The 17020-nt window shown below is 75.8% G+C and carries 13 protein-coding genes and 3 tRNA genes; 12 read left to right on the top strand and 4 right to left on the bottom strand.

From position 1 onward, the window contains the following. Nucleotides 1-51 precede the first annotated feature (51 nt). Nucleotides 52-1722, top strand: a complete 1671-nt coding sequence (locus tag MTO91_RS06870; protein WP_476654074.1) for an AMP-binding protein — start codon at nt 52-54, stop codon at nt 1720-1722. A gap of 53 nt (nt 1723-1775) precedes the next feature. Then, a complete protein-coding gene (locus tag MTO91_RS06865; RefSeq protein ID WP_476654073.1) occupies nt 1776-2687 on the top strand; it encodes a sucrase ferredoxin in 912 nt (303 codons plus the stop codon). Here the strand turns inward: MTO91_RS06865 and MTO91_RS06860 are convergent. Both MTO91_RS06860 and MTO91_RS06855 read right to left on the bottom strand, forming a co-directional pair. Further along, complete coding sequence (locus tag MTO91_RS06860) at nt 2684-3469, bottom strand: HAD family hydrolase (protein ID WP_405418792.1); 786 nt, start codon at nt 3467-3469, stop codon at nt 2684-2686. The genes MTO91_RS06865 and MTO91_RS06860 overlap by 4 nt on opposite strands. After that, on the bottom strand, nt 3466-3984 hold the full coding sequence (locus MTO91_RS06855) for a GNAT family N-acetyltransferase (RefSeq protein ID WP_476654072.1): 519 nt from the start codon (nt 3982-3984) through the stop codon (nt 3466-3468). Before MTO91_RS06855 ends, MTO91_RS06860 begins: the two co-directional genes overlap by 4 nt. Nucleotides 3985-4208: 224 nt before the next feature. Between MTO91_RS06855 and MTO91_RS06850 the strand changes: the two genes are divergently transcribed. The 5 genes from MTO91_RS06850 to MTO91_RS06830 all read left to right on the top strand — a co-directional run bounded on the left by MTO91_RS06850 (nt 4209) and on the right by MTO91_RS06830 (nt 12259). Beyond that, complete coding sequence (locus tag MTO91_RS06850) at nt 4209-6326, top strand: glycosyltransferase family 39 protein (RefSeq protein WP_476654071.1); 2118 nt, start codon at nt 4209-4211, stop codon at nt 6324-6326. An 83-nt stretch (nt 6327-6409) separates the two neighbouring features. After that, the gene (locus MTO91_RS06845) at nt 6410-7696 is read left to right on the top strand and encodes a bifunctional glycosyltransferase family 2/GtrA family protein (protein ID WP_476654070.1); all 1287 of its coding nucleotides are present in this window, start codon (nt 6410-6412) and stop codon (nt 7694-7696) included. Next, a complete protein-coding gene (locus tag MTO91_RS06840) occupies nt 7693-9900 on the top strand; it encodes a glycosyltransferase family 39 protein (protein WP_476654069.1) in 2208 nt (735 codons plus the stop codon). Before MTO91_RS06845 ends, MTO91_RS06840 begins: the two co-directional genes overlap by 4 nt. Before the next feature lie 173 nt (nt 9901-10073). Continuing rightward, nucleotides 10074-10625 carry a PH domain-containing protein gene (locus tag MTO91_RS06835; RefSeq protein WP_178374083.1) on the top strand — a complete coding sequence of 184 codons (552 nt, stop codon included), beginning with the start codon at nt 10074-10076 and terminating at the stop codon, nt 10623-10625. Further along, nucleotides 10622-12259, top strand: a complete 1638-nt coding sequence (locus MTO91_RS06830) for a PH domain-containing protein (RefSeq protein ID WP_476654068.1) — start codon at nt 10622-10624, stop codon at nt 12257-12259. Before MTO91_RS06835 ends, MTO91_RS06830 begins: the two co-directional genes overlap by 4 nt. An 8-nt stretch (nt 12260-12267) precedes the next feature. Here MTO91_RS06830 and MTO91_RS06825 read toward each other — a convergent pair whose 3' ends face one another. Further along, complete coding sequence (locus MTO91_RS06825; RefSeq protein WP_405418804.1) at nt 12268-13830, bottom strand: helicase HerA-like domain-containing protein; 1563 nt, start codon at nt 13828-13830, stop codon at nt 12268-12270. 79 nt (nt 13831-13909) lie between these two features. Between MTO91_RS06825 and orn the strand changes: the two genes are divergently transcribed. From orn to MTO91_RS06800, 5 genes are all read left to right on the top strand, one after another. Beyond that, complete coding sequence (orn, locus tag MTO91_RS06820; RefSeq protein ID WP_208821361.1) at nt 13910-14542, top strand: oligoribonuclease; 633 nt, start codon at nt 13910-13912, stop codon at nt 14540-14542. 64 nt (nt 14543-14606) lie between these two features. Beyond that, nucleotides 14607-14679 (top strand) — tRNA-His (locus MTO91_RS06815). Between the two features lie 81 nt (nt 14680-14760). Next, nucleotides 14761-14833, top strand: a tRNA-Lys gene (locus MTO91_RS06810). A 23-nt stretch (nt 14834-14856) separates the two neighbouring features. Next, a tRNA-Lys gene (locus MTO91_RS06805) sits at nt 14857-14929 on the top strand. A 94-nt stretch (nt 14930-15023) separates the two neighbouring features. After that, nucleotides 15024-16469, top strand: a complete 1446-nt coding sequence (locus MTO91_RS06800; RefSeq protein ID WP_224403284.1) for an MFS transporter — start codon at nt 15024-15026, stop codon at nt 16467-16469. A gap of 74 nt (nt 16470-16543) precedes the next feature. On the opposite strand, the gene MTO91_RS06795 is transcribed toward MTO91_RS06800, so the two are convergent. Then, complete coding sequence (locus MTO91_RS06795) at nt 16544-17017, bottom strand: VOC family protein (RefSeq protein WP_476654067.1); 474 nt, start codon at nt 17015-17017, stop codon at nt 16544-16546. Between the last annotated feature and the right edge of the window lie 3 nt (nt 17018-17020).

Below are 17020 nucleotides of genomic sequence, written 5' to 3'. Positions count from 1 at the left end.
CACCGCACCGGACCCGGCGACCCGACGGGTGGCCCTGACAGACTGCGCCGCATGGCTGGCTCCCCGCTGCTCCAGAACCTCTCCGGCACCGCCCGTACCGCGTACGAGCTGGGCAGCGGCACCGCCCGCGCCGCCGTGGCCCTGACCCGCTCGGGTGTCGTCCGCCCGCTCGGCCCCGGGAAGCTGTACGGGATGGGCCGGGCCCTGGTGCGCTACGGCAACAGCATCACCGCCGCGTTCGCCGTCGGAGCGGCCCGCCACCCGTACCGGCTCGCCGTCGTCGACGACGACGGGGTCACCACCTACGCCGAGCTGGAGGCCCGCACCGACAGCCTCGCGCTGGCGCTGCTCGACTCCGGTGCCGGGCCGGGCGCCCCGGTCGGCGTGCTGTGCCGGAACGCCCGCGCGCCGATCGAGGCGATGGTCGCGGCGGGCAAGGCGGGCGCCGACGTCGTGCTGGTGAACACCGGGCTCTCGGCCGAGCAGCTGCGCGGGGTGCAGGAGCAGCAGCAGCTGCACACCCTCGTCGCCGACCCGGACTTCCTCGACATCGTCCCGGACGGGCCGCGCGTCGTGCTGACCCGCACCCCGGACGGGCCGCGCCCCGCGGGCGACCGCGCGCTCGACGACCTCGAGGCGATGGTCGAGCGCGGCGGGCCGGGCGAGCTGCCGTTCAAGCCGGAGCCGTCCAAGCAGATCGTGCTGACCTCCGGCACCACCGGGACGCCGAAGGGCGCCAAGCGGCCGCACCCGTCGACCCTCGCCCCGGCGGCGTCGATCCTGTCGGCGATCCCGCTGCGCGCCGGTGAGCCGACGCACATCGCCGCGCCGCTGTTCCACACCTGGGGCAACGCGGGGCTGCTGCTCGCCTCGCTGCACGGCGCGACCGTCGTACTGCGCCGCAGGTTCACCCCCGAGGGGTTCCTCGACGCCGTGCGCGAGCGCCGGTGCACGACGGTGTTCGCGGTGCCGGTGATGCTCCAGCGCGTCCTGGAGTCCGAGGCCGAGGGCTGGGGCGACGGCTGGGACGACCCGGCGGGCCCGCGGATCGTGGCCGTCTCCGGGTCGGCGCTGCCCGGCGGGCAGGCCAACCGGTTCATGGACCGCTTCGGCGACTGCCTCTACAACCTCTACGGCTCCACCGAGGTCTCCTGGGTCTCGATCGCCGGACCGGAGGACCTGCGCGACGCCCCCGGCACCGCGGGCCGCGCCCCGGCCGGGACCACCCTGGTCATCCTCGACGACGACGACCGGCCCGCCGCGGCAGGCGTCGACGGCCGGGTGTTCGTGGGCAACGACCTGCCGTTCGAGGGCTACACCGGCGGCGAGGACGGCCTGGAGGAGCGCGACGGGCTGCTCGGGACCGGCGACGTCGGACACCTCGACGAGCAGGGACGGCTGTTCCTCACCGGCCGGGCCGACGACATGATCGTCTCGGGCGGGGAGAACCTGCACCCGGGCCCGGTCGAGGAGCTCGTCTCGGGGATGGACGGGGTGCGCGAGGCCTGTGTGCTCGGGGTGGACGACGACGAGTACGGCCAGCGCTTCGCTGCTTGGGTGGTGCTCGAGCCGGGAGCCGACGTCACCGCGGACGCGATCCGCAGCCGGGTGAAGTCCGACCTCGAGAAGTTCGCCGCCCCACGGGACGTGCACTTCCTGGACGAGCTGCCGCGCAACCAGACCGGCAAGGTCCTGCGCACGGAGCTCCCCGGCCGGGAGTGACCCGACCGGGCGTCCCGGGTTGAAGTCAGGGAAACCTTCCCTAAGATGGCCCGATGACGGTCACCGCGGCACGTGGCGCACTCGGCGGTCCCCCCGCCGGGGCGCCCGCCGGGGGCTGTGCCGGGCTGAGCGAGGCCGTCGGCGAGCCGATGACCGGCACCGCGCCGCACGTGCGCCGCCTCGTCGCCGTCGAGCACATCGGGGCGTGGCCGCGGAAGGTCGCCGACCATCCGGACCCGGCGGTCACCGCGTTGTCCGACCGGCTCCGCGCCGACGACGTCGTCCTCCTGCTGATCCGCCGCCCCGGCCGCGAGGGCCGCTGCGACGCCGACGGCGACCGCACCGTCTACGTCGCCGACCTCGCCCCGGGCGGCTCGCGGGCGTGGTCGCGCACCGTGCGCGGCACCGACCACCTCGCCCGCATCGACCTCGACCCGGGCGCGGGCACCCCGGTCACCGATCCGGTGATGCTGGTGTGCGCGCACGGCAGGCGTGACGTCTGCTGCGCCGTCCGGGGCCGCGCGCTCGCCGGGGAACTGGTCGCCGAGGGCGCCGACGTCTGGGAGTGCACCCACCTGGGCGGGCACCGGTTCGCACCGACCGCACTGGTGCTGCCCACCGGCTACGCCTACGGCCGCCTCGACACCGGCGGCGCGCTGGCCGCGCTGAAGGCCGCGGCCGGGGGCGGCGTCGACCCGTGGGGCTGCCGCGGGCACACCGGGCTGGACCCGGTCCGCCAGCTCGCCGAGCTCGCCGTGCGCGAGCACACCGGCATCGGCGACGCCGCAGCACTGCTCGTCGACGCCGTCGACGGTCCTGGGGACGTCACGGTCCGGTCCCGCGACGGCCGCGTCTGGACCGTGCCGGTGGTCCTCGACACCTCGCTGCCGCCGCGGCCGCCGTCGTGCGGGGCGGCCCTCGAGGCGGCGACGCCGCTGGTCGCCGGCACCCCCGTCGAGCACTAGCCGAACACGCGCTCCAGGGCGCGGGCCAGGCCGTCCTGCGCGACGGTGCCGGTGGACTCGTCGGCGTCGGCGTGCACCTGCGGCGGGGCCTGCCCCATCGCGATCCCGCGGCCCGCCCAGCGCAGCATCGCGCGGTCGTTGTCGCCGTCGCCGACGGCGAGGACCTCGGAGCGGTCGACGCCGAGCCGGGCCGCGACCCGCGCGAGCCCGGACGCCTTGGACACCCCGGCCGGCACCAGCGTCACCCACGGCAGCTCGTGGTCCAGGGTCGGCTCGGTGCCGGGAACGTGCAGCCGGGCCGCGCGGACGGCGGTCTCGTCCGGATCGCGCCCCGGCCAGTACATGACGAGCTTGGGCGTCGGCTCGTCGAGCAGACCGGCGCGGCCGACCTCGGTCACGGTGCCGGCGAGCACGCCGTCCGGGAACGGGGCGCTGACCCGCTGCCCGACCCCGACGTGCTCGCAGGCGAACACCGCCCCCGGGAACAGCTCGGTCATCGCGTCGAGGGCCGCGGTCACGGCCTCGGGGGCGAGCCGCTCCATCGCCAGCACCCGGCGGGTCGCGGTCTCCATCTCGACCGCACCGTTGGAGGTCAGGGTGACGCCGTCGCGCAGCCCGATCGCGTCCAGCGCGCCGGCCACGCCGACGACGGTCCGGCCGGTGCACAGCATCACCTCGGCCCGGGTCCCGGCGAGCGCGATGGCATCGAGGACCGCGGGGCTCGGGGGCCTGCGCCCGTGGACGATGGTGCCGTCGATGTCGAGCGCGACGAGCCTGATCACGTGGTCGACCCTACGTCGAGCCGGAACCGTGCGACGCCGTCGCGGGTCCCGGTGGGGCGCATCCCGATCCGCTGCAGCACCCGCTCCGAGGCGGGGTTGCCGGGCTCGACGCCCGCGACCAGCGGGGACGCCCCGGCCGAGCGGGCCAGCGCGAGCAGCAGGCGGGCGGCCTCGACGGCGTAGCCGCGGCCGCGCCGGGACGGCACCACGCCGTAGCCGAGCTCGACGGCGGCCGGGCCGTCGTCGGGGGCGGGGAACAGGCCCGCGCCGCCGACGACCGTGCCGCCGTCGCGTTCGACGAGCAGCCGGTGCCCGAGCTCGCCCCAGCCCGGCCCGGCCGGGTCGCGGGCGAGCAGCCGGGCGATCACCCGGTCGCCCTCGGCGGGGAAGTCCGGCGCCCAGTCGCCGCGCCGGGTCCCGGCGACGACGGCCGCCGCGACCTCCGGGGTCCAGCCGGGCAGCAGCAGTCGTGGCCCGGCCAGGACCGACTCCGGGGTCGACGCGGGGACCGGCACGTCGCCGATCCTCCCCCGCACCCGCCCACCCCGCACCGCGGCGCCGTCCCGCGTCACACCACCCGCGTCCGCCCGGGCGTCCCTGCGTCGATCAGTACATGAGGGCTGGCACGACCCGGGCTCGCAGCGCTCAGGTACTGATCGACGGACCGGGGGTGACCGGCACAGGTGGTTCACAGGTCGATCACCGGTTCCGCACAGCGCGGCGGAGCAGCGTCGCCCGGGTGACGAGCACCCTGTCCCGGCCCCGGCCCGCCCCCGCACCGTCCCCGCCGCCGACCCGCCGGTGGCGGCACCTGCCGCTCGCGGTGCTGCTCGCCGCGACGGCCGCGCTGTACCTGTGGGGTCTGTCGGCCTCGGGCTGGGCCAACGCGTTCTACGCGGCGGCCGCGCAGGCGGGCGGGCAGAGCTGGTCGGCGTGGTTCTTCGGCGCCTCCGACGCGGCCGGCGGGATCACCGTCGACAAGGCGCCGGGGGCGCTGTGGCCGATCGGGCTGGCGGTGCGGCTGTTCGGGCTGTCGAGCTGGAGCGTGCTGGTGCCGCAGGCGCTGATGGGCGTCGGCGCGGTCGCGCTGCTGCACGCCGCGGTCCGGCGCGTCGCCGGGCCGGGGGCCGGGCTGGTGGCCGGGGCCGCGCTCGCGCTCACCCCGGTCGCGGTGCTGATGTTCCGCTTCGACAACCCCGACGCGATGCTCGTGCTCGTCCTGACCGGCGCCGCCTACTCCCTCACCCGGGCGGTCGAGCAGGGCCGCACCCGGTGGCTGGTGCTCGTCGGTCTCCTGGTCGGCTACGGCTTCCTCACCAAGATGCTGCAGGCCTTCCTGGTGCTGCCGGCGTTCTCCGCCGTGTGGCTGCTCGCCGCCCCGCTCGCCTGGTGGCCGCGGATCCGGGCGCTGCTCGTCGCCGGTGCCGCGCTGCTGGTCTCGGCGGGCTGGTGGGTGCTCGTTGTGGAGCTGTGGCCGGCCGCGGACCGGCCCTGGATCGGCGGCTCCCAGGGCGACAGCGTGCTGGAGCTGGTCTTCGGCTACAACGGCTTCGGCCGGCTCACCGGCGACGAGGTCGGCTCCGTCGGCGGCGGCGCGGGCGGACGTGCCGGTGGCTGGGGCGAGACCGGGCTGCTGCGGCTGTTCGGGTCGGAGATGGGCCGGGAGGCGTCCTGGCTGCTGCCCGCGGCGCTGGTGCTGCTCGGGGTCCTGCTGTGGTGGACCCGGCGGGCACCGCGCACCGACCCGCTGCGTGCGGCGACCGTGCTGTGGGGCGGCTGGTTGCTGGTCACCGGGCTGACGTTCAGCCTGATGGCCGGGATCGTGCACAGCTACTACACCGTCGCGCTGGCCCCGGCGGTCGCCGCGCTGGTCGGGATCGGCGGGGCGACGCTGTGGCGGGACCGTGCGTCCGCGGCCGCCCGCTGGTGGCTGGCCGCGGCGGTCGCGGCGACGGCGGTGTGGGCGTACGCGCTGCTGCCCGCGGCCTGGCTGGGATGGCTGCGCCCGGCGATGCTCGTGGTCGGGCTCGGCGCGGCGCTCGCCCTGCTCGGGGTGCACCGGATGCCGCGGGTGCTGGCCACCGGGGTGCTCACCGCGGCGCTGCTGGCGGGGGCCGGTGGGACGACGGCCTGGGCGCTGGGGACGGCGGCGACCCCGCACACCGGCGCGATCCCGAGCTCCGGGCCGGAGGGCTACGCGTCCGGACCGGGCGGGGGCCGGGGTGGCCCCGGCGGGATGCGCGGGCCGTGGGCCGGTTCCGGGGCCGGCGCCCCGGGTGGCGCATCCGGCCCGGCCGGAACCGTCACCGGTGGGGCCGTCGGGGCACCGGGCGCGGCCGGGGGCGGCGCGGCTGCGGGCTCGGCCGGGACCGGTGGGGCCGCGGGCGCACCGGGTGCCGCGACGGCGCGCGGGCCGGGCGGCCGGTGGGCCGGTGGCGGACCCACCCGGGGGCCGGGGGTTGCCGGCGGGCGCGGCGGCGGGCCGGGCGGCATCCTCAGCGCCCCCACGCCGTCGTCGCAGGTCACGGGGTTGATCGCGGCGGACGCGGACGACTTCACCTGGGCCGCGGCCACGGTGAGCTCCATGCAGGCGGCGGGCTACCAGCTCGCCTCGGGGGCACCGGTGCTCGCCGTCGGCGGATTCAACGGCACCGACCCCTACCCGACGCTCGCGCAGTTCCGGCAGATGGTGGCGCAGCACCGGATCCACTGGTTCGTCGGCTCCGCGGGCAGCGACATGATCTCCACCGCCTCCGGCGGCAGCGACGAGGCGCGCCTCATCGCCGAGTGGGTCGCGGCGACGTTCCCGGCCCGCACCGTCGACGGCGTCACCCTCCACGACCTGAGCGCGTCGTGACCCGGCGGGCGGCAGACAGGCTCACAGCCGACGCACAGGTCGATCACACGGCTGCGACAGCGCAGGCCCCGATCGTCGATCCCATGACCACAGTCGTCGCCGGCCCCGCGACCGGCACCCACCCGGACCACCCCGAGGCGCGTCCGTCCGACCGCGGCCGGACCGTGCTCGACATCGTCGTCCCCGTCTTCGACGAGGAGCGCGACCTGGAGTCCTCGGTGCGGCGCCTGCACGCGTTCCTCACCTCCGGGTTCCCTTACTCCTTCCGGATCACGGTCGCCGACAACGCCAGCACCGACGCCACCCCGGTGATCGCCGGGCGGCTGGCCGCCGAGATCCCCGAGGTCCGCACGGTGCGCCTGGAGCAGAAGGGCCGCGGCCGCGCCCTGCGCCGGGTCTGGTCGGACTCCGACGCCGATGTCCTCGCCTACTGCGACGTCGACCTGTCCACCGACCTCGGCGCGCTGCTCCCGCTCGTCGCCCCGCTCGTGTCCGGGCACTCCGACCTCGCGATCGGGACCCGGCTGGGTCGCGGCTCGCGGGTGGTGCGCGGCCCGAAGCGGGAGTTCATCTCGCGCAGCTACAACCTGATCCTGCGCGGTGCGCTCTCGGCCCGCTTCTCCGACGCCCAGTGCGGGTTCAAGGCGATCCGGTCCGACGTGGCGCGGCGGCTGCTGCCGCTGGTCGAGGACACCGGCTGGTTCTTCGACACCGAGCTGCTGCTGCTGGCCGAGCGGTCCGGGCTGCGCATCCACGAGGTGCCCGTCGACTGGGTCGACGACCCGGACTCCAGCGTGGACATCGTGGCGACGGCCGTCGCGGACCTGAAGGGCGTGTGGCGGGTCGGCCGGGCACTGGCGACCGGTGCGCTGCCGCTGGCCGAGGTCCGCGCGCAGCTCGGGCGGGCGCCGCTGGCCCCGCCGGAGGTGCCCGGGGTGCCGCGGGCGATGCCGTTCCAGCTGGCCCGCTTCGCCGCGATCGGCGTCGCGTCGACGGTGGCGAACCTGCTGCTGTTCCTCACCCTGCGCGGGATGCTCGGGCCGATCGCGGCGAACGTCGTCGCGCTGCTGGTCTGCGCGGTCGCCAACACCGCGCTGAACCGGCGGTTCACCTTCGGGGTCCGTGGCCGGGACCGCGCGGTCACCCACCAGTTCCAGGGGCTGATCGTGTTCGCGCTCGGCCTCGTCCTGACCACCGGCGCCCTCGCCGTGCTCGGCGTCGTCGCACCCGGCGCGCACCTGGCCGTCGAGGCCGCGGTGATCGTCGGGGCCAACCTGGTCGCGACGGTGCTGCGCTTCGTCCTGTTCCGCTCCTGGGTGTTCCGCACCCGGTCCACCACCGCACCGCTCGAGAAGGCGACCGCCGCATGACCAGCACCCTCGACCGGTTCCCCACCCGGGCCGACCCTCCCCCGCCCCCGTCCGACGGTCCGCGCCGCTGGACCCGGCCCGTCCCGGTCGCCGCGCTGCTCGTCGCGACGGGCGCGTTCTACCTGTGGAACCTGGGCGCCTCGGGCTGGGCCAACTCCTTCTACGCCGCCGCGGTGCAGGCCGGGGCGGACGACTGGACGGCCTTCTTCTTCGGCTCCCTCGACCCGGCGAACGCGATCACCGTCGACAAGCCGCCCGCGTCATTGTGGCCGATGGAGATCTCCGCACGGATCTTCGGGTTCTCGTCCTGGAGCCTGCTGGTGCCGCAGGCGCTGATGGGCGTCGCCGCGGTCGGGCTGCTGTACGCCGCGGTGCGCCGGGTGTCCGGGCACGGCGCCGGGCTGCTCGCCGGGGCACTGCTGGCGCTGACGCCCGTCGCGGCGCTGATGTTCCGCTTCGACAACCCCGACGCGCTGCTGACGCTGCTGCTCGTCGCGGCGGCGTATCTGCTGGTCCGGGGCCTGGAGGACGGCCGGACCCGGTGGATCGCCGCGGTCGGGCTGGTGCTCGGGTTCGCGTTCCTGACCAAGTCGCTGCAGGCGTTCCTGGTGCTGCCCGGTCTGGCCCTGGCCTGGCTGTGGGCCGCACCCGGCCGTCCGTGGCGACGGGTGTGGCAGCTGCTCGTCGGCGGTGCCGGGATCGTCGTCGGCGCCGGCTGGTGGCTGCTCGCCGTCGCGCTGTGGCCGGCCGACGCCCGCCCGTACATCGGCGGGTCCGGGGACGACACCCCGCTCGGCCTGGCCTTCGGCTACAACGGGCTGGGCCGGATCGTCGGCGGCGAGGGCGGCCGCGGCCGTGACACCGTGGGCGACGCCGCGGCCGGTGCGTTCCCGGGTGGCGCCCCCGCCGGTGGCGGCATGCCGCCGGGTAGTCCGGGTGGTGGGAGCTTCGGCGGTCAGGCCGGGTTCCTGCGGATGTTCGAGACGTCGTTCGGCACCCAGGTCTCCTGGCTGCTCCCGGCCGCGCTGCTGCTGCTCGTCGCAGCGCTGGTGGTGCGCGGCCGCGCGGTGCGCACCGACGCCGTCCGCGGCTCGCTGCTCGTGTGGGGCGGCTGGACGCTGGTGACGGTGCTGGTGCTGTCGTTCATGGAGGGGATCGTCCACCCCTACTACACGGTCGCGCTGGCGCCCGGGATCGCGGCGCTGGTCGCGGTCGGCGGTCGCGAGCTGCTCGGGCACCGGGACGCCCGGTGGGTCCGCGGGGTGCTCGCCGTCGCCGTCGCCGGGACCGCGGTGTGGGCGTTCGTGATGCTCGGCTGGTCGCCGCAGTTCCTGCCCTGGCTGCGCTGGGTGGTGCTGGTGGCGGGCGTCGTGGCCGGCGCGGCCCTGCTGGTCCCCGCCCGCGGACGGCGGTGGCTCGCCGTGGCACTCGGCGTCGCGGTCCTGAGCGGGGTCGCCGCCCCCGCGGCCTACGCGGTCCAGACCGTGGCGACCCCGCACGAGGGCTCCATCCCGACCGCCGGGCCGGAGGTCGCCGGAGGCGACCGGGGCCCGGGCGGGTTCCGCGACCGGCGGGGCGACCGGGACCGGGGCCTGGACGGGACCGGCGCGGCGGCTGCCGGCGCTCCCGGGGCCCCGGCGGCGGCAGCTCCCGACGGCACCGGGGCCCCGGTAGCGGCAGCTCCCGGTGGTACCGGAACCCCGGCCGGTGCCGACCCGTCGGCCGGCGGCGGACTCCCGGCCGGTACCGGGCAGGGCGCTGCGTGGCAGGGCGGAACCGGGCCGAGCGGAACCGGGCAGGGCGGCGCGGGTGGGCCGGGCGGGACGTCCGGCGGCGGTCCGGGGACCGAGCGGACCGGCGCGCAGGTCGTCGCGCTGCTGCGGGACGCGGGCCCTGCCCGCTGGGCCGCGGCGACGATCGGCTCGCAGGGCGCGGCGTCGATGATGCTCGCCGCGGGCGGGGACACCGCCGTCATGGCGATCGGCGGCTTCTCCGGCAGCGACCCCTCCCCCACCCTGGAGCAGTTCCGGCAGTACGTCGCGCAGGGCGAGGTCCGGTACTTCGTCAGCGGCGGCGAGCGGGGCGGCCCCGGCGGTGGTCGCGGCGGCACCGGGGCGGAGATCGCCGCCTGGGTCGCGCAGCACTACACCGCGACGACCGTCGACGGCACCACCGTCTACGACCTGTCCGCACCGGCCCACTGACCGTCGTCGCCCGCCGAGTGGCACACCTCGTACCCGGACCCGGATCCCGGACGCACGTGGTGTGCCACTCGGCGGCCCCCCTCTGTCGGCCACGCCCCCACTTTCGGCCACAGTGGGATCTCCGACGGCGTGCTCGGATGCTCCCGCCAGGTGCGGTTCGGCAGAGTGGGACCATGACCGCCTCCGGCCCCCGCACCGGCGACCCCGGACCCGGGATCCCGACCGACGCGCCGCCGCTCCCGTTGCGCCCACCCGCGAACCGGGTCGACCCCCGCGCGATCTGGTGGTGGCGGCTCTCGGCGGCGCCGGTCCCGCTCGTGCTGCTCGCCGGCCAGGTCGTCGCGTGGTTCCTGCTGCCCGCGGTCCCGTGGCACGGGGTGCTGATCGCGACCGTGGTGCTGACGGTGCTGTGGCTGCTGGTCGGGACGCTCGTCGTGCCCGGTCTGCGGTACCGGCTGCACCGCTGGGAGGTGACCGAGGACGCCGTCTACACCCGGTCGGGCTGGCTGGTGCGGGAGTGGCGGATCGCGCCGATCCCGCGGGTGCAGACCGTCGACACCGAGCACGGCCCGCTGCAGCAGGCGCTGCGCCTGGCGACGGTGACCGTCACGACCGCGTCGGCCCGCGGCCCGGTCCGCATCGCCGGGCTCGACGCCGACGCCGCCGCCGAGCTCGCCCGCCGGCTCACCGAGACGACCGGGCGGTACAGCGGGGACGCGACGTGACCGAGCCCGCGCCCGTCGCCCCCGCGGACGGCACCGGCACGACCCCCGACGAGGTCGGCTGGCGACGGCTGCCGGGCCGGATGCTGCTCGTCGGCCCGGCCACCGCGCTGCTGCGGCTGGCCCCCGCGCTGGTCGTGCTGGTCCTGTTCGGCGCGGGCAGCGGCAACTCCACCCAGGTCTGGATCGCGGGGGCGGCGGTCGTCGTCGCGGTCGCGGTGGGCGTCGTGCGCTGGCGCACCACCCGCTACCGGATCACCGACGAGCGCGTCGAGCTGCACAGCGGACTGCTGAACCGGCAGCGCCGCTCGGTGCCGCGGGACCGGATCCGCACCGTCGACCTGACCGCACCGCTGCTGCACCGGCTCGTCGGGCTGTCGGTGGTGAAGGTCGGCTCCGGGCAGAGCGGGTCGGACGCGGGCCTCGACCTCGACGCCGTCACCACCGACGAGGCCGAACGGCTGCGCCGCGAGCTGCTCGCCCGCCCCGCCCCGGCACGCGGACCGGCCGCGGTCGCCGGCGGGACCGGGGCGGACCGGGCCCGGGTCGAGGGGGACGGTGCCGACGGCAACGGTGCCGACGGGGACGTGGCCGCCGGCGACGGGACCGCAGGCCCGGCCGATCACGTCGACCCCGCGGGCGCAGAGCTCGACCGGATCCGCTGGTCCTCGCTGCGCTTCGCCCCGCTGACGGTCAGCTCGCTGGCCGCGATCGGTGCGCTGGCCGGCGCCGGCTGGAACGTACTCAACGAGACCGGCCTCGACCCGCGCTCGCTGCCCGGCGCGGACGCCGTCGCCGGGGAGCTGTCGGCCGCACCGGTCTGGGCGACGGCGCTCGTCGCGGTCGGGCTCCTGCTGCTGGTCATGGTCGCAGGCAGCATCGTGCTGTTCGTGGAGCGCTGGTGGGACTACCGGCTCAGCCGCGAGCCCGACGGCACGCTGCGGGTGCGACGCGGCCTGCTGACCAAGCGGTCGCTGTCGGTGTCCGAGCAGCGGCTGCGCGGGGTGACGGTGTCCGAGCCACTGCTGGTGCGTGCCCTGGGCGGCGGCGCCCAGGCCGGGGCGCTGACCGTCGGGCTCGCCGGGGAGGACAAGGACTCCGGCGGTGGCGCCCTCGGCCCGCCGGTGCGCCGCGCGCACGCCCACGCCGTCGCCGCGACGGCCGCACGCGCGACCGGCCCGGTCACCGACGGCCCGCTGCGGGCGCACCCGGCGCGGGCCCGGACCCGGCGCCTGGTGCGCGCGGTCGGCCCCGCGCTCGTCCCGGCCGTCGCCCTCGGGGTGGTCGCCTGGTTCGACGCCGCGGTCTGGCCGGTCGTCGTCGGCGTTGCGCTGGTCGTGGTGGCCGTACCGCTCGCGTTGGACCGCTACCGCGCCCTGGGGCACCGGCTCGACGAGCGCTACCTCGTCGCCCGGCACGGGTCGCTGCTGCGCACGACGACCGCGCTGCGCCGCGACGGCGTCATCGGATGGCGGGTGCGGCAGAGCCTGTTCCAGCGCCGCGCCGGGGTGCTGACGCTGGAGGCGACCACCGCCGCGGGCGGCGGGGCGGTGCAGGTGCTGGACCTCGACCCCGCCGACGCCGTCGCGCTGATGGCCGCGGTGACCCCGGACGCGGTCGCCCCGTTCCGGGTCTGACCCGTGGGTCAGCGACGCCGGCGGGTCCCGAACAGGCTGCGGGTGATCTCGCGGGTGACCGTGTTGGTGAGCTGACGACCGGTCGGCGACTGCAGGAAGTCCCCGATCTTGGAGAAGAACCCGCCGCCCGGCGAGTCCTGCGGCGGGGGCGGCGGGGCCTGGCCCGTCTCCGGGGCGGGTGCCGGGGGCGCCTCGACCGGCGTCGCCTCGCCGCCCGGCCCGGCCGCGATGCTCGCGGTGAGCTTCTCGTAGGCGGACTCGCGGTCGACCATCTGGCCGTACTTCGCCTGCAGCGGTGAGGCGGCGGCGTCGGCGCGGACGTCCTCGACCGGCAGGGCCGCCATCAGCGAGCGCGGGGCCCGCAGCCGGGTCCAGGCGACCGGGGTGGGCGCGCCGCGCTCGGACAGCACCGTGACGACCGCCTCACCGGTACCCAGCGAGGTCAGCGCCGACTCCAGGTCGTAGACGTCGGACTTCGGGTAGGTCCGCACCGTGCGCGACAGCGCCTTCTGGTCGTCCGGGGTGAAGGCCCGCAGCGCGTGCTGGATCCGCGCGCCCAGCTGGGACAGCACCTCGTTCGGCACGTCGGTGGGCAGCTGGGTGCAGAAGAAGACGCCGACGCCCTTGGACCGGATGAGCTTGACGGTCTGCTCGATGCGGTCGAGGAACGCCTTCGAGGCATCGGTGAACAGCAGATGGGCCTCGTCGAAGAAGAACACCAGCTTGGGCCGGTCGAGGTCGCCCGCCTCGGGCAACTCCTCGTACAGCTCGGCGAGCAGCCACATCAGGAACGTGGAGAACAGCACCGGGTTCGCGGCGCGTTCGGCCAGCTCCAGCAGGGTGACGACGCCCTTGCCGTCGATCTGACGCATCAGGTCGGCGGGGTCGAACTCGGGCTCGCCGAAGAACTCCTCGCCGCCCTGGGCCTCCAGGTTGACCAGCGCGCGCAGGATGACCCCGGCCGTCGCCGGGGAGACCCCGCCGATGCCCTTGAGGTCGGCCTTGCCCTGGTCGGAGGTGAGGTGCCGGATGACCGCGCGCAGGTCCTTGGTGTCGAGCAGCGGCAGCCCGCGCTGGTCGGCCCAGTGGAAGATCAGGCCGAGGGTGGACTCCTGGGTGGCGTTGAGGCCGAGCACCTTGGCCAGCAGGATCGGGCCGAACTGGGTCAGCGTCGCCCGCACCGGTACGGCGACGCCGCCGTCGCCCAGCGACAGGAACTGCACCGGGTACGCGGTCGGGACCCAGTCGTCGCCGGTGTCGGTCGCGCGGGCGGTGACCTTGTCGTTCGGCTCGCCCGCACGGGCCATGCCGGACAGGTCGCCCTTGACGTCGGCGAGCAGGACCGGGACCCCGGCGTCGGACAGCTGCCCGGCCAGGGCCTGCAGGGTCTTGGTCTTGCCGGTGCCGGTCGCCCCGGCCACCAGGCCGTGCCGGTTCAGCGTCGCGAGCGGGATCCGGACCCGTGCCTGCGGGTCGCACACCCCGTCGACCAGGACGGCGCCGAGCTCGAGCGCGGCCCCCTCGGTGGCGTATCCGGCGGCGATGGTGCGGGCAGGTGTGTCGTCAGCCACGGCGCGAGCCTAGGGCACTCCCCCGACGGTGACGGCCGAGGCTCGCGCCGGTCGCGACGACGTCACCTAGGCTGTGGCGATGACCGATCGGCTGGTGTGGATCGACTGCGAGATGACCGGGCTGGATCTGGGCTCCGACGCCCTGATCGAGATCGCGGCACTGGTCACCGACGGCGACCTCAACATCCTCGGCGAGGGCGTCGACGTGGTGATCGCCTGTGACGACGCGAAGCTCGACGCGATGCCCGACGTCGTGCGCGACATGCACGCCCGGTCCGGGCTGACCGAGGAGGTCCGGCGCGCGACGGTCACGATCGAGCAGGCCGAGAAGATGGTGCTCGACTACGTCCGCACCCACGTCCCGGACGCCCGCTCGGCGCCGCTGGCGGGCAACTCGATCGCGACCGACCGCGGCTTCATCGCCCGGGACATGACCGAGCTCGACGGGTACCTGCACTACCGCATGATCGACGTCAGCTCGGTGAAGGAACTGGCGCGGCGCTGGTTCCCGCGGGTGTTCTACGCGAAGCCGGAGAAGGGCCTCGCGCACCGCGCGCTCGCCGACATCCGCGAGTCGATCCGCGAGCTGGCCTACTACCGGCAGGCGCTGTTCGTGGCCCCGCCCGGTCCGACGACCGAGCAGGCGCAGGCCGCGGCGGCCGCGGTCGCGCACGTCGCGGCGCCCCCGGAGGGCGGTACGACCCCCGCCTGACACCCCCCGGAGCGGGCGGGCTACAGTGGTTCAGCGCTTCCGGGAGTGCCCGGGAGAACGCATGGTGGGTGTAGCTCAGTTGGTAGAGCACCTGGTTGTGGTCCAGGGGGCCGCGGGTTCAAGTCCCGTCACTCACCCGGTCGCCGCCTCGGCGATCGATCCCACCGCACGTCCGGGGTCGATCTTCCGTGCGTGGGCGAGGCACGACAACTCCACACGCGCCGTTAGCTCAATTGGCAGAGCAGCTGGCTCTTAACCAGCGGGTTCGGGGTTCGAGTCCCTGACGGCGCACGCAGTACCACAACTGAACACATGCGCCGTTAGCTCAATTGGCAGAGCAGCTGGCTCTTAACCAGCGGGTTCGGGGTTCAAGTCCCTGACGGCGCACCGCCACGGCCGTCCTCCTCACACGGGAGGGCGGCCGTCGTCGTTCCCGGGTTATCGTCGTCCCAGTTTCGTTAGCTCCGGACAAGGAGATGTCGTGGGGAACGACGTCGTCGTACCGGCCGGTCCCGCCGGACGCCGGCACCGGCTGCTGATCCTGGCCGTGCTGTGCACGAGCATCCTCGTCGTCTCGATGGACGTCACGATCATCAACGTGGCGCTGCCCGCGCTGGTCACCGACCTGCGCGCCTCGATCACCGAGCTGCAGTGGACCGTCGACGCCTACACCGTCGTCCTGGCCTGCTTCCTGATGCTGGCCGGTGCGACGGCCGACCGGGTCGGGCGCCGCCGCGTCTTCCAGACCGGGCTCGTCCTGTTCGGGATCGGGTCGCTGCTGTGCAGCCTGGCCCCGACGGTCGGCTGGCTGATCGGGGCACGGGTGGTCCAGGCGCTCGGCGGCGCGATGCTCAACCCGGTCGCCATGTCGATCATCACCAACGTCTTCACCGACGTCCGGGAGCGGGCCCGCGCGATCGGGGTGTGGGGCGCGATGGTCGGCATCTCGCTGGGCGTCGGCCCGGTGCTCGGCGGGCTGCTCGTGGACAGCGTCGGCTGGCGGGCGATCTTCTGGGTGAACATCCCCGTCGTGCTGGCGGCCTGGGTCCTGACGGCCCGGCTCGTCCCGGAGTCGCGGGCCGCCCGTCCGCGGCGGGCCGACCCGGTGGGTCAGCTCCTCGTGGTGGCGCTGCTCGGGTCGACGGTGGCGGCGGTGATCGAGGGGCCGCGGCTGGGCTGGTCGTCGGCGGGGGTTCTCGGGCTGGCGGTGCTGGCCGTCGTCGCGCTGGTGTCCCTGGTCGTCTGGGAGCGGCGCCACCCCGAACCGCTGGTGGAACTGCGGTTCTTCCGGAGCGCCCCGTTCGCCTCGGCGACGGTGATCGCGGTCTGCGCGTTCGCCGCGTTCGGCTCGCTGCTGTTCCTGTCCGCGCTCTACCTGCAGGACGTCCGCGGGCTCGGTGCGCTGCAGGCCGGGCTGACCCTGCTGCCGGCCGCCGTCGCCACCACGGTGGTCGCGCCGCTGTCCGGGCGGATGGTCGCCGCCCGCGGGGCACGCCTGCCGCTGGTGCTGGGCGGGAGCGCGATGGTGCTGGTCGCGCTCACCTTCTCCCAGCTCTCCCCGACGACGCCGCTGTGGCTGATCCTGCTCGCGCACGGGGTGTTCGGCTGCGGGTTCGCCCTGCTCAACCCGCCGATCACGAACACCGCGGTGAACGGGATGCCGCCGGAGCGGGCCGGGGTCGCCGCCGCGGTGGCCTCGACGAGCAGGCAGGCCGGGCAGTCGTTCGGCGTCGCGGTCAGCGGGACCGTGGTCGCCACCGCGGCGAGCACCGCCGCCGGGGTCGCGACGGCGTGGGCGGTCGTGACGCCGCTGACGGTGGTGGTCGTGGTGCTCGGCGTGCTGGGGACGACGGCGCGGGCCCGTGCGTCGGCAGCACGGGTCGCGGCGCTGTTCCCCGCGGCCCCGTCCCCCGCCCGCGCGTCCTGAGCGGGGGGGCGGCGGCATCCCGCCGATGACCCCGGCCGCGGGCCGTCCGGGGACGGGCCGCGACCGGGTACGGCTCAGACGGCGAAGAGCTGCTCCGGGTCGGCGAAGGCCTTGAACTCCAGCGCGTTGCCCGCGGGGTCGAGGAAGAACATCGTCCACTGCTCCCCCGGCTCGCCCTCGAACCGCACGTAGGGCTCGATGACGAAGTCGGTGCCCGCGGCGGTGAGCCGCTCGGCCAGCGCGCGGAACTCCGGGACGCTCAGGACCAGGCCGAAGTGCGGGACCGGCACGTCGTGGCCGTCGACGGGGTTGGTCCCGGCCACACCGGCGCGCGGGGTGTCCGACGGCTCGCCGACCTGGTGGGTGACGACCTGGTGCCCGGCGACGTTCCAGTCCGCCCAGCGCTCGGCGGAGCGGCCGCGGCCGAAGCCGAGCAGCGTGCCGTAGAACTCCCGGGCCGCCTCGATGTCGTCCACCGGGATCGCCAGGTGGAACGGCGGGCGGACGGACGTGACGATCGCGGGGGTTTCCGTGGTCGGTGCGGACACTGG

Source organism: Pseudonocardia sp. 2-7, assembly GCF_056341085.1.
This window is presented reverse-complemented; position numbering and strand designations above follow the sequence as displayed.

Bases quoted from the DNA above. Each gene is read 5' to 3' on its own strand.
- MTO91_RS06870 (WP_476654074.1), top strand. From the start codon at position 52: ATGGCTGGCTCCCCGCTGCTCCAGAACCTCTCCGGCACCGCCCGTACC.
- MTO91_RS06865 (WP_476654073.1), top strand. From the start codon at position 1,776: ATGACGGTCACCGCGGCACGTGGCGCACTCGGCGGTCCCCCCGCCGGG.
- MTO91_RS06845 (WP_476654070.1), top strand. From the start codon at position 6,410: ATGACCACAGTCGTCGCCGGCCCCGCGACCGGCACCCACCCGGACCAC.
- MTO91_RS06840 (WP_476654069.1), top strand. From the start codon at position 7,693: ATGACCAGCACCCTCGACCGGTTCCCCACCCGGGCCGACCCTCCCCCG.
- MTO91_RS06835 (WP_178374083.1), top strand. From the start codon at position 10,074: ATGACCGCCTCCGGCCCCCGCACCGGCGACCCCGGACCCGGGATCCCG.
- orn (WP_208821361.1), top strand. From the start codon at position 13,910: ATGACCGATCGGCTGGTGTGGATCGACTGCGAGATGACCGGGCTGGAT.